Source organism: Acetobacter sp. DsW_059, from assembly GCF_002153695.1.
Taxonomy (GTDB): domain Bacteria; phylum Pseudomonadota; class Alphaproteobacteria; order Acetobacterales; family Acetobacteraceae; genus Acetobacter; species Acetobacter thailandicus.
In genome coordinates this window covers 45,714-57,910 of the sequence record NZ_JOPI01000001.1, presented here as the reverse complement: position 1 = coordinate 57,910, position 12,197 = coordinate 45,714, and the positions used below count along the sequence as shown (strand labels likewise).

At 46.5% G+C, this 12,197-nt stretch carries 10 protein-coding genes; 4 read left to right on the top strand and 6 right to left on the bottom strand.

Going from position 1 to position 12,197, the window contains the following annotated elements; all coding sequences use genetic code 11:
- A partial coding sequence (locus HK25_RS00270; protein WP_143295939.1) for a hypothetical protein occupies window positions 1-453 on the bottom strand: 453 nt, incomplete at its 3' end.
- Between the two features lie 558 nt (window positions 454-1,011).
- On the opposite strand from HK25_RS00270, the gene HK25_RS00260 reads away from it, so the two are divergent.
- The gene (locus HK25_RS00260) at window positions 1,012-2,799 is read left to right on the top strand and encodes a hypothetical protein (protein WP_086634909.1); all 1,788 of its coding nucleotides are present in this window, start codon (window positions 1,012-1,014) and stop codon (window positions 2,797-2,799) included.
- Window positions 2,800-3,073: 274 nt separating this feature from the next.
- On the opposite strand, the gene ggt is transcribed toward HK25_RS00260, so the two are convergent.
- The 3 genes from ggt to HK25_RS00245 all read right to left on the bottom strand — a co-directional run bounded on the left by ggt (window position 3,074) and on the right by HK25_RS00245 (window position 6,927).
- On the bottom strand, window positions 3,074-4,864 hold the full coding sequence (gene ggt / locus HK25_RS00255; RefSeq protein ID WP_086634908.1) for a gamma-glutamyltransferase: 1,791 nt from the start codon (window positions 4,862-4,864) through the stop codon (window positions 3,074-3,076).
- Window positions 4,865-4,870: 6 nt separating this feature from the next.
- Window positions 4,871-5,671: a type I methionyl aminopeptidase gene (gene map, locus HK25_RS00250; RefSeq protein WP_086555477.1), complete on the bottom strand. Its 801-nt coding sequence runs from the start codon at window positions 5,669-5,671 to the stop codon at window positions 4,871-4,873.
- A gap of 101 nt (window positions 5,672-5,772) precedes the next feature.
- Window positions 5,773-6,927: a D-alanyl-D-alanine carboxypeptidase family protein gene (locus HK25_RS00245; protein WP_086634907.1), complete on the bottom strand. Its 1,155-nt coding sequence runs from the start codon at window positions 6,925-6,927 to the stop codon at window positions 5,773-5,775.
- 155 nt (window positions 6,928-7,082) lie between these two features.
- Here HK25_RS00245 and clpS point away from each other — a divergent pair, with 155 nt between their 5' ends.
- Together clpS and clpA are read left to right on the top strand one after the other, a co-directional pair.
- A complete protein-coding gene (clpS, locus tag HK25_RS00240; protein ID WP_086555475.1) occupies window positions 7,083-7,463 on the top strand; it encodes an ATP-dependent Clp protease adapter ClpS in 381 nt (126 codons plus the stop codon).
- A 170-nt stretch (window positions 7,464-7,633) separates the two neighbouring features.
- Entirely contained in the window at window positions 7,634-10,012 is a 2,379-nt protein-coding gene (gene clpA / locus HK25_RS00235) for an ATP-dependent Clp protease ATP-binding subunit ClpA (RefSeq protein WP_086634906.1), read from the top strand.
- 44 nt (window positions 10,013-10,056) lie between these two features.
- Here clpA and HK25_RS00230 read toward each other — a convergent pair whose 3' ends face one another.
- Window positions 10,057-10,539 (bottom strand): DUF3465 domain-containing protein, encoded by a 483-nt coding sequence (locus tag HK25_RS00230; protein WP_233127523.1) that lies wholly within the window; start codon window positions 10,537-10,539, stop codon window positions 10,057-10,059.
- A gap of 4 nt (window positions 10,540-10,543) precedes the next feature.
- Window positions 10,544-11,491 (bottom strand): PPK2 family polyphosphate kinase, encoded by a 948-nt coding sequence (locus tag HK25_RS00225; protein ID WP_369824717.1) that lies wholly within the window; start codon window positions 11,489-11,491, stop codon window positions 10,544-10,546.
- Window positions 11,492-11,587: 96 nt separating this feature from the next.
- On the opposite strand from HK25_RS00225, the gene HK25_RS00220 reads away from it, so the two are divergent.
- Entirely contained in the window at window positions 11,588-12,196 is a 609-nt protein-coding gene (locus HK25_RS00220; RefSeq protein ID WP_369822960.1) for a YqgE/AlgH family protein, read from the top strand.
- Window position 12,197: the final 1 nt, after the last annotated feature.

The window sequence follows — 12,197 nt, the reverse complement described above, 5'->3', positions numbered from 1 at the left end:
CATTTGATCATCGTAGCATTTATATATAAAGTTCTTATTTTTATTATAAAATCCAATATTTACAATTGAATTATATTCGTATTTATTTTTATCAGGACGGCATTGTCTGATTATGTTGTTATAAGAACCTTCATTAAAGTCAGAATAAAATAAATTTTTATTTTTTTCGTTTTTTATGGAGTATTTTTGACTTAAAAAGTCAAATAAACCCATCCATAAAAAATCAACTTTTCTTTTGAAGACATAATAAAACGCATTTATTAAATCAGATTCTTTGTTTTCACTTATTAATTTATTCATATATTCTTCGCTTATATCAATTGAAGAATTATTTCTTATAAAATTATCTAGAGAATTTTTGCCGCTTTCATCTAGATATTTACATATATTTATGTATTCTTTTTCAATGAATTTTTTTTTCCAATTTATAATTTGTAGTTCATTAAACAACATTTAAACATCCTGAGGAAAATTTATAAAGGTTCTTATATTCTAATTCGAAGTGAGAAATTTGCAATAAAACAAGAGAGTGAAGGATACTGTCAAATAGAGAGACCGAAGAGCCTGTGGTCATGTCACATTAAGCGAGGAACGAAAGTCTGTTCAATAAGTTATAAGCAACGTCGTTCTTCAGGTGAAGTGATCGCTCATGCGGTCTGTTTGTATTGTCAATTTTCACTAAGCTACGGCCTTGTCATATTATATAAAACGATCCGTCGGTGGTGCTATGAATTCGGTTTGTCTTATGCTGCCAGATAGAGCTAAAAACCGCCAGTTGAAGTTCCTGAATCCTGTTTTTGAGGACCAGTTGAAATAGTATCGTCACTTTTTTACCCTGAAAATTAGCCGGATTATCATCAGATGTAACTCTTCAGATTTAAAAAGACAGTACCCCCAGCAATTTTCTTAACGACACAAACTTAACATGATGGCATCGTATTAACCTGACGGCATCCTCTGAGAAAATCTACTTTTTTAGTTTTTAAGCAAACAGGTAATACGAGTCAGGAAATGATGATAAATAATAAATTGAAAAAAATAAGTATTTATATATCAATATTTATTGCCTCAATGAATGGCTTTTCCTGGGCTAAAGAAAATTCAAATGTGGAATATAGTAAAAGTTCATCAATTGAAAATTCTATAATGTTTAAAAAATACAAAGAGTTTGATGGTAATTATTCTTTATATCCAGTAAATTACCTGGTTAATAATTTACCTGAAAAAGAAATATTTGATTGGTATCCTCAGGGGTATGAAACTATTATGCTTGGCGGTCAGCCGGTATTTATTAAAAATAAAAATGAAAAAGATATAGTATTTACTCCCCATCAGTCTTTAAGCATTTGGAGTAGCCCTTATGGCTCTTTTGGTGCCGGGTGCTCGTTATGTGTTTTTACGTCTGGAGGGAGTGCTAATGGAGGAGATGGACAAGCCGCTCTCTCGGGGCTTGACCCACGTCTTGGAGCGTTCTCTATCGCTAATGGTGATAATGCTATTGCGGCGTTTTACATTGGTCAGACTAACAATCTAACCCGGATGGTTTTGCGTGTAAAAGCGTTTGATGCTCAGGGCGCAATACTTGAGGAACCTTTAACATTTGAACAAATTAAAAAACTACATCATGGTATGTATATAAATACGAATATAATTTCTCCAGATATAAATTTAAAAAATAACTATGGTGGATTTAACAGTAATAATTATACAGGAATTATTAGTGGATGGGAGAATAACAGAATTAATGTTTATGGATGGTCAATTCTCGGTTCAGCAATGATAAAAAATGGAAAATATAATAAGAAATCAATAGTGCCAGATACACAATTAAAAAACGGGAAATGGAGCAATCTTGATCAATTTTCTTCTTATACATCACCTATGCTTTATGTAGGGGATCCAGGGAAATATTTTGGAGAAAATGATTATGTTACCATGGATATGAATCGTGTTTATGGTGCGAATGCTTCATCTGTTGTAAAATCTTATGAACGTAATGAATTTGACATGAGATGGAGGAATATCCACAAAAATAATGAGGCCAGTTTCCACGGATATACATTATCCTTCGAATGTGATCATTGTACAGCACACTATCCTTTTACAGAAGATAGTTATGGTTATCTTGTAAATGGAGCATCTGAATTGCCAGCGGCTTATGTTGCGCAGGTTTATGGCGATGCCCTGGAGTATAAAGGTTATTCTACCTGGATTCCTGGTAATGGAGCGGCAGATTCTTCCGTAACAGGCTCCCATCATATTATGTTCGATTTTTCCAGTCAGCTATTATCGAATAACACTCTTCATTTTGGCGCACGATCTTATCACGATTTATCCGGAATAAGTGACTGGAGAGGATATGACGTTCGACTTGGACTTAGTGTCGACGGTATCCGTGTAAGAGATCATTTAAACACAACGTCGCATATGAGTGATCTCGCCTGGAATTTTAATGGGAAAATCGGCTCTATATGCCTCATTGAACCTGATGGAAATACCAATGGATTTTGTATGGGAGGAGATGGTTCAATCGATGTTCCGGGTCTGATACAGGGGAATAAATCTTCTATAAAAGTTATGTCTGCATCAGATTATATTTCAGCACCCAATTATGGAACGAGTAGTCATTTTAAAATACTTTCAGAGATTAAATCACAAACTCACAGTGAAGGCGATCGTATCTGGTGTCATAATTGTCTTAATAATAATCAACGCCATGGTCATGGTACAGGTCGATGGATTTATATAGATAATGCCTCAACCTGGCGTAGTGACGATGGGTTCATTGCCAAAGACTAGCATTACAGCTCTATTTTATGGTGGCTTCTGAAACTACAGGAGCCCGTGCTCAGGGCTTCATAAAAGATGGAGCGCTCTCTGAAGAGATACTGGAGTTGTGGGTATCTGAGGCTTCGGGCGGAGGAAGGTGTCAGTTGATAAAAATAAATCAGCTGCACAGTCCTTCTCAGAAAATTATTCCTTAAAAAATGAAGAGCCCGATAGTGACGGAAATGATGAGCTGAGTTCTGTTGTGTAGCAGATGCAGGGTTTCTCACCTGCTACATAATAAGTTTTACTCGCCTGCTGCACCGCCGCCTTCATGGCGCCGGTCAAAGCCACCATAGTAAAGCGCATTGCCTTTTTCGTTAAGTTTAGCACCGCCTGCCAGAATCCCTTCAGGAATACCCCAGGGAGCATGCGGGGCAAAACTATATCCCTCCTGTTCAAGGGTTTTTTGTACCCGGGGTGACAACGCACCTGCCTCAATCTCAACGGGTTCAGGCAGCCATTGCTGGTGCAGGCGTGGCAGATCAATAGCCTGCTGAATAGTCAGGCCATAATCCACCACGCCAAGAATAACTGACAATACAATAGTTGGAATGCGCGAGCCGCCAGGGCTGCCAATGACCATAACTGGTGTATTATCGCGGGAAATAATGGTGGGTGTCATAGATGAAAGGGGTGTTTTGCCAGGGGCAATAGCGTTGGCTTTGCTGCCGACAATACCAAACATGTTGGGAGCCCCAGGTTTGGTAGAGAAATCATCCATCTCATCATTGAGAAAAAAGCCGGTATTGCCTGCAATTACCCCTGCGCCAAACCATCCATTGAGGGTGTAGGTGGTCGAGATAGCAAAGCCATTTTTATCGATGACTGAGAATTGCGTGGTTTCATGTTTTTCCGGGCTGGCGTCGCCTTCTTTCAGGCTGGCGGAGGGCGTAGCTTTATTTAGTGGTGTATGAGCACGAATGCGTGCAGCATAAGCCGGGTCAAGTAGTTCTTTTACCGGGTTTTTAACAAACTCGGGGTCGCCCAGGCTGCGGCGATCAGAATATGCATGTCGCATGGCTTCGATCTCACGCTGTAATGCCGGTGCTGTATGCAGGCCCAGTGCGTGCATATTGTAGCCTGAGAGAATATTCAGCATTTCGCATAGTGCAACACCGCCACCACTTGGCGGAGGGGCTGTTTCAATCAGATACCCCCGGTAGTGACAGCTCAGAGGAGACAGTTCACGTGTTTTGTAACGCGCGAAGTCAGAGAGTTGCAAAATACCACCATTCTGTTGTGAAGCATCAACGATGGTTCTGGCAATTGAACCTCTGTAGAAAGCATTCGTCCCCTGGTCGGCAATAAGCTGGAGTGTGTTTGCCAGGTCTTTTTGTACCAGCCGGTCACCTTCCCGCAGGGGCGAACCGTCAGGGCGTAAAAAAATTGCCCGGGCCTGCGGGCTTTTGCGAAACATTTCAGTTGAGGTACGTAAAAGCTCAATATCGCCTTTATGCAGAATAAAACCAGCCCGTGCGAGTCTGATGGCGGGAGCCATCACATCCTGGCGTGACAGGCTGCCCCAGTCGTGCAGAACCCGGTCAAGGCCAGCAACGGTGCCTGGTACGGCAACGGCCTTCCATCCGGTTACAGACTCTCCGGTTATGACATTACCCTGCTTGTCCAGGAACATATCTGCCGTTGCAGCCTGAGGTGCTTTTTCACGAAAGTCGAGAAAAATAGCTGGTTTGCCTTTAGGGCGCAGCAGCATAAAACCGCCACCGCCAATGTTTCCGGCCGCCGGGTAAACAACAGCCAGAGCATATCCCACCGCCACGGCAGCGTCGGCAGCGTTACCACCCTGCGCCAGAATCTGCGCACCGACATCAGAGGCTAGCTTTTGTGCTGACACAACCATGCCATGCTGACCAGGCGTTGCCTGAAGCGGAGGCAGGTTATCAGGCTGTGTTGTGCCATAAGCCAGCGGGTCAGGTGCAGAGGCAGGTGCTGCCGCCAGGGTTATTCCTGGTTGCAGCAGCGTACCGCAGAGAAGGGCAGTGCCGATTACAGAGCGAGAGAGGTGGCGGCGGTGCATGCGCTATCAGCTTTCTGTTGTATAAGGCGGGCAGGTATATCCGGCAGGAGAGAGGGTGAATATTTCATAGCCGTCTTCTGTTACGGCTAGCATATGCTCAAACTGAGCAGAAAGAGAACGGTCTCGTGTGACGGCAGTCCATCCGTCATCAAGAATTTTAACGTCATGGCGGCCAATATTGAGCATGGGTTCAATGGTGAACACCATGCCGGCTTCAAGTTTCATACCGTGCCCGGGGCGTCCATAATGCAGCACAGTTGGTTCAGAGTGGAAGGTGCGCCCGATGCCGTGTCCACAGAAATCACGCACAATAGAATAACGGTGACCTTCTGCCAGGGTCTGAATGGCGTGACCAATATCGCCAAGAGTTGCACCGGGTTTAACAACCTCAATGCCGCGCATCAGGCAGTCATAGGTTGTTTTAATCAGTTTTGCTGCTTTTACGGGAATACGGCCGACCGGATACATGCGGCTGCTGTCGCCATACCAGCCATCAAGAATAGAGGTCACATCGATATTAACGATATCACCTTCCTGCAGGCGTTTTTCACCTGGTATGCCATGGCAGACGACATGATTGATCGAAATGCAGCATGATTTAGGAAAGCCGCGGTAATTCAGCGGGGCAGGTGTAGCACCGTGTGCAAGGGTATAGTCGTGAATAATCTGGTTGAGTTCTTCAGTCGTCACGCCGGGCTGTACATGGGGCGTAATCATATCAAGGGTTGCTGCTGCGAGCTGTCCTGCTGCCCGAAGCCCCTTAAAGTCGTGTTCAGTATGCAGAACGATGCCGTGTCTGCCAGCCATGAGTTTCTTCCTTACATTTCGCGGGGTCTTAAAAAATACAGAGGCCCGCAAAATGAAGGGCTATACGCTGAAAGGCAACCCGCTTTTACTCAAACAAGTATTCAGGTGCGGTGTCGGGCAGAGCCGGAGTGGTGCAGAGTGGTATGTGTACCTGTTGTGGCCTGACGTAATTTTGCACCTACGAGCTGTACGTGATGATGGCCTGCCGTAACAGGTTTTGCATGAGCACGCCGGTGCGATGAGAGAGGTGCTTCTGCCACCTCTACGACCTGTGATCCCCGCCCGCGACGATGAGCAGAAGCCAGCATGAGCAGCTGATGTTTGTGCTGATGTGTCGGCACAGTATGGCGAGCAAGGAGGAGCGGGCGCTCGACAGGCGCAACACCTTCAGCATCAAAACCACGGTCAAGCTGGCTGGCCATAACAATATTGCGCGAATTATTAGAAGGAGCGCCAAGCACGACACCAATCAGCCTTACGTTGCTTCGCATGGCAGAGGTCACAAGGTTATGCCCGGCTTCCTGGGTATACCCTGTTTTCATCCCATCCGCTCCGGCATAACTTCTGAGCATCGGGTTGTGATTGGGAATGACCCGGTGGTGAAAGTAAAAACTCTCAGTAGAGAAGTAGTGATAATATTCAGGGAAGTCTGCAATCAGGTGACTGGCAAGGTAAGAGAGGTCTCGCGCAGTAGTGACCTGGTCAGGATCGGGAAGTCCTGACGCGTTACGAAATGTGGTGTTCTGCATGCCCAGGATATGTGCCTGCTGTGTCATCATGGCAGCAAACTGTGGTTCACTCCCACCGCCCAGAAATTCGCCCAGAGCACAGGCCGCGTCATTGGCAGATTTAGTAACAAGAGCAAGAATGGCCTGCTCGACCGTCAGCATGGTGCCAGGTGCGACTCCGAGCTTTGAAGGTTCCATCGTTACAGCATGTATGGACACCGGCAGCTGCTGACTGAGAGATACTGTGCCTGCCCGTAATGCTGAGAATGCCATATAAAGGGTCATCAGTTTTGTCAGGCTTGCCGGGTAGCGGCGCAGGTCGGGGTCAGTCTGGGAGAGAACTGCGCCGGTTCTGGCATCTACGACAATTGTGCTGACCTGATGCGTATATTGTGCAAAAGCTTCCTCTTTCGGGATCAGAGTGCCAAGAGCAGTACACGTCAGAAGACACGTCAGCGCAGAAAGACGAGTCTTTCGTTTGTTTGTTTTCTTAAGAGGAAACAGAAAGCTGAGTGCGGAGTTTTTCACGGCTTTGCCTGACGTTTGTACTGCTGGGGCTTCTCTGACGTAGTTTTACACTGTGCGACTTAAATGTAACAGAGCACAACACTTTTATTTCTGAAAAAAATGTCGATATTATGTGTTGTGAATTTTCCAGGCGCTTTGTGCGAGGTGAAATGTTGATGGGGACCTGTGGCGTGGCTGTTCTTACTGCTGGTGGAGGACCGTTATGGTCTCAGAATTCTGATAATGATCCGGACAAAAACGGAGCAGATATTGATGTGGTCGTGCATGTGCGGCCAGAAGTGCGTAAACCGCCTATGTATAAAGTTCTGATGCTCAACGACGATTATACGCCTATGGAATTTGTTGTGCACGTACTTGAACGGTTTTTTAGTAAAAACAGAGATGAAGCTACAAATATTATGCTCAACGTGCATAAGCGCGGCGTTGGTGTCTGCGGGGTTTTTACCTACGAGGTTGCCGAAACAAAGGTAACGCAGGTGATGGATCTGGCACGTCAGAATCAGCATCCTCTGCAATGTACTATTGAGAAAGATTGAGGGCGTTAAAGCGGCGTTAAAATAGTCGGGCGCTCATTTTTTTTATAATATTTATTTTCGGACTCGCAATTCTCTTCAAAGACGCCAAATATAACTTCTGGTGTGTCAGATCAGGCAGGTTGGTCTGCCTTGTTCGGGCACTGAACTGAGGTGAGAAGGAGCGTCTCGGCATGTTGTCACGCAATCTGGAACGGACGCTGCATCAGGCTCTGATTTTAGCGGGTGAGCGGCACCACGAATATGCCACGCTGGAGCATCTGCTTCTGGCTCTGGTCGATGATTCCGATGCTGTTACGGTATTCAGGGCCTGTGGCGTGGATCTTGAACGTCTGCGCACTGACCTGACTGGTTTTCTGGATAAAGATCTGGCAGGGCTTGCGGCAGAGCGTCCTGTTGAACCCAAACCAACGGCAGCTTTTCAGCGTGTTATTCAGCGCGCGGCGATTCATGTACAGTCAACCGGTCGCGATCAGGTGACGGGGGCTAATGCTCTTGTTGCTCTTTTTGCAGAACGCGAAAGTCATGCGGTTTATTTCCTGCAGCTTCAGGATATGACGCGCCTTGATGCGGTTAACTTCCTCTCACACGGTATAGCGAAAGCCCCTGATCGTTCGACCCGGCGTCCCCCCACGGGTGCAGGGGATGGAGGTGACTCTGGCTCCGAGAAAAGTGGTGAAGGTGAAAAGCCCGAGGGCGGGCGTGGGCAGAAAAGTAAAGATGCCCTTTCAACCTACTGCGTTAATCTTAACCAGAAAGCTGAGGCGGGTAAGATTGACCCTCTCATTGGCCGTGACAGCGAGGTTGAGCGTACTATCCAGATTCTCTGCCGCCGTACAAAAAATAATCCCTTGTATGTAGGTGATCCGGGCGTTGGTAAAACAGCGATCGCTGAAGGTCTTGCCCGGCGTATTGTTGAGGGGGATGTGCCGGAGGTGTTGCTCAAAGCAACAATTTACTCTCTCGATATGGGAGCGTTGCTTGCAGGTACGCGCTATCGCGGGGATTTTGAAGAGCGTCTGAAAGCTGTTGTAACAGAGCTTGACCAGGACCCGCATGGTATTTTGTTTATTGACGAAATCCACACGGTTATTGGTGCAGGGTCTACATCAGGCGGCGCGATGGATGCGTCAAACCTGCTCAAACCGGCACTGGCAGCAGGTACGCTGCGCTGCATCGGTTCGACAACCTATAAAGAGTATCGTCAGCATTTTGAAAAAGACCGTGCGCTTGTTCGCCGGTTTCAGAAAATTGATGTGCCTGAGCCTTCAGTTGAAGATGCTGTAAAAATTTTACGAGGCCTGAAAACTAATTACGAGCAGCATCACAAGGTTCGTTATACTGAAGAGGCTATTCGTGCAGCGGTTGAGCTTTCGGCTAAATATATTCATGACCGGAAATTGCCTGACAAGGCAATTGATGTGATTGATGAAGTCGGTGCTTCGCGCATGCTTCTGCCTGAAAGTAAACGCCGTAAAACCGTTAATCTGAAAGATGTTGAAGACGTTATTGCCCGCATTGCCCGTATTCCGCCCAAAAGCATCTCTACTGATGATAAGGAGGTACTCCGTTACCTTGAGCGTGATCTTCAGGGGATGGTGTTCGGGCAGGACAAGGCGATTGAAACTCTTTCTGCTGCGATTAAGTTGTCGCGGGCCGGGCTGCGAGATTCTGAGAAGCCAATAGGTAACTATCTGTTCTCTGGCCCGACGGGGGTTGGTAAAACAGAGGTCGCCCGTCAGCTTGCCTCAACACTTGGCATTGAGCTTATTCGCTTCGATATGTCTGAATATATGGAGCGTCACTCCATCTCGCGCCTGCTGGGTGCTCCGCCTGGATATGTCGGGTTTGACCAGGGTGGCCTGCTGACAGATGCTATTGATCAGACTCCTCATGCAGTATTGCTGCTTGATGAGATTGAGAAGGCACACCCTGATCTTTATAATGTGCTGTTGCAGGTTATGGATCATGGTCGTCTGACTGATCATAATGGCAAGACGGTTGATTTCCGTAATGTTATTCTGATCATGACGACTAACGCAGGTGCTGCCGACCTGAGCAAAGAAGCTATTGGTTTCGGGCGGGAAGCACGTTCAGGTGAGGATGAAGAGGCGATTAAACGTCTGTTTACGCCGGAGTTCCGTAACCGTCTTGATGCGATTGTGCCGTTTACGCACCTTGCTCCTGAAACAGTAGGGCGTGTGGTCGAGAAATTTGTACTTCAGCTTGAAGCGCAGCTTGCAGATCGTCATGTTCTGTTTGAAATTTCTTCTGCTGCGAAGGAATGGCTGGCAGAACGTGGGTATGACCGCTTGTATGGTGCACGTCCCCTGGGGCGTGTGATTCAGGAAGAGTTGAAAAAACCTCTGGCTGAAGAACTTCTTTTTGGCAAACTTGCGAAGGGTGGTACGGTTAAAATCGGCCTGAAAAATGCGGCACTGACATTTGATATTATACCTGATGCCGCAGCAGGTGAGGTGACACCCGCCGCAGTAAAAGAGCGTAATCGTAAGCCTAAAAAAGCTACTCCTGACAAAGAGTCAGCTGAGTAAACTGTGAAATGCTGACCAGATAGATTTCGTCTGGTCAGTATAGTTTACTGATATTTTTTGCCGTTAACGATGATATAACCGGGGGTGTGCCATTCACGGCCAGTGCCGTGATGTGTCCAGTCAACGCCCTGGCTACGCGCAGAGTCGTAGTAATAGCGTCCGACAATATCAACTGAATCACCTTTTCTGACCCACGGCCATGAAGGTGCATTCATGCGTTCAAGCCCTGAAACGATTCTGATCGAAACATGAGGGGCAACGAGAACGTAAAAATAACCATGCCGACCGCTTCTGGTGTGCTGTACTCTTTTTTTAACGCCAATAACGGTGCCGCAGATATGTACAGGTGAATCAGCAGTGGCTGTACCATTTTCGTAGGCCTGCTGCCTGGCAAGAAAGGCCTGGTTATTGCAGCTCTCACCCTCTGTAGTGCTGGCACCCTGTGCGTAAACACAGGGCGATGCTAACAGTGTTGCAGCAAGAAGAAATGCGCCGCCTGCGTAAAAATTACGCATTAGTTTCAGCATAGGTTCAGTCTTTTTCCCTGAGCAGATGTTCGCGATAGTCATCAATATATTTGTTAACTTCCGGGTCAGGTTTAGGCAATTCCTGATGTAAATTTTTCAGGGTCCGGATGATGGTGCCTATGACAACAAGGCGTGCATACCATTTGCGGTCTGATGGTACGACCACCCAGGGAGCATGCGGGCTGGCTGTGGCAGAAATGGCATCCTGAAAAGCCTCCTGATATTTATCCCAGAATTCACGCTCACGTAAATCAGCTGAAGAGAATTTCCAGCGTTTTTCCGGAATATCGAGGCGTTCAAGTAAACGTTTTTTTTGTTTTTTACGTGAAATATTAAGGAAGAATTTTATAACAACAGTACCCTGTCGTGACAGGTAATGTTCGAGATTGCGAATGTCATCATAGCGTCCCTCCCAGAATTCCGGGGTGTTAAGCGGGCCGCTCAGATGCTCTTTCTCGAGCAGTTCGGGGTGAACTTTGGTTACCAGCACATCTTCATAATGACTGCGGTTAAATAGCCCGATATGGCCTGCTTCAGGAGCGGCGGCGTGAATACGCCACAAGAAACCATGCGCCAGTTCAGAAGAGCTTGGGTTTTTGAATGAGGCGACAGAGACGCCCTGTGGATTTACTCCTGACATAACATGCTTGATGGTGCCGTCTTTGCCAGCTGCATCCATGCCCTGTAACACGATAAGAAGGGAGTGGGTTTTATTGGCATAAAGCAGCTCCTGCAGCTCCTGCAGCAGGGCTTTTACTTCTTTAAGCAGAAAAACACCGTCTTCTTTTTTTAGTCCCAGCTTCCCGTCATCGTCGGGTTTATAGTTTTTTAAGTTGAAGGTGCTACCGTCTGTTACGCTGTAGCTGTCGAGAACATCCAGAAATTGGGTAAGTTTACTCACAGGCTTCTCCTCCCGATACTTCTGATGACTGTAGAGGAGAAATGTCTGCATGTAAAAATAAGATATTTTACAGAACCTGAAAATAGTTTTTGCATGAGTCCTGTAATGAAGTTTTAAAAGGTTGCAAAATAATGAAAGTAGTTTCATATCGAAGAAATGGGTTCACATAGTTCTTTACCGTCAGTAGTGCGCTTTGCGGAGTCTCTTACCGGGAAGCTTCTTATTGCTTCTCCTGTAATGGTCGGAACGCCATTTGCCGGAGCTGTTATTTATATTTGCGCGCATTCTGATGAAGGTGGCGCTATGGGTTTTGTTATTAACCACCATTTACCAAAGAAGGTGGTAGATGATCTGCTTGAGCAGCTGCAGATCGCTCAGATGTCATCAGTGCATCGTGTTCTTGTCAGTGCAGGCGGACCCGTTGATATAACACGGGGATTTATTTTGCATTCGGGGGAGTGGCAAAGTGAGGACGGTTTATCCGTTACGCCTGACGTTACGCTTAGTGCCAGTATCTCTGTTCTGAAAGAGATGGCTGAAGGGCATGGCCCTCGTCAGGCATTGCTGGCTATGGGGCATGCGAGCTGGGTACCCGGACAGCTTGAAGAAGAAGTTCTTTTGCAAAATTCCTGGCTTATCGCCCCGTTTTCGCGTGATATTTTATTCGGTAAAGATTTTGAACAGAAGTGGCGGCAGGCTCTGGCAAGTATCAATCTTGATCCGTCGCAGCTGACTGGCCAGACGGGGCGTGCGTGAG

What these genes read in the sequence shown, in the direction of transcription:
- HK25_RS00260 (WP_086634909.1), top strand. Translation starts at nt 1,012, where the DNA reads ATGATGATAAATAATAAATTGAAAAAAATAAGTATTTATATATCAATA.
- ggt (WP_086634908.1), bottom strand. Translation starts at nt 4,864, where the DNA reads ATGCACCGCCGCCACCTCTCTCGCTCTGTAATCGGCACTGCCCTTCTC.
- map (WP_086555477.1), bottom strand. Translation starts at nt 5,671, where the DNA reads ATGGCTGGCAGACACGGCATCGTTCTGCATACTGAACACGACTTTAAG.
- clpS (WP_086555475.1), top strand. Translation starts at nt 7,083, where the DNA reads ATGGGGACCTGTGGCGTGGCTGTTCTTACTGCTGGTGGAGGACCGTTA.
- clpA (WP_086634906.1), top strand. Translation starts at nt 7,634, where the DNA reads ATGTTGTCACGCAATCTGGAACGGACGCTGCATCAGGCTCTGATTTTA.
- HK25_RS00230 (WP_233127523.1), bottom strand. Translation starts at nt 10,539, where the DNA reads ATGCTGAAACTAATGCGTAATTTTTACGCAGGCGGCGCATTTCTTCTT.
- HK25_RS00225 (WP_369824717.1), bottom strand. Translation starts at nt 11,491, where the DNA reads ATGCAGACATTTCTCCTCTACAGTCATCAGAAGTATCGGGAGGAGAAG.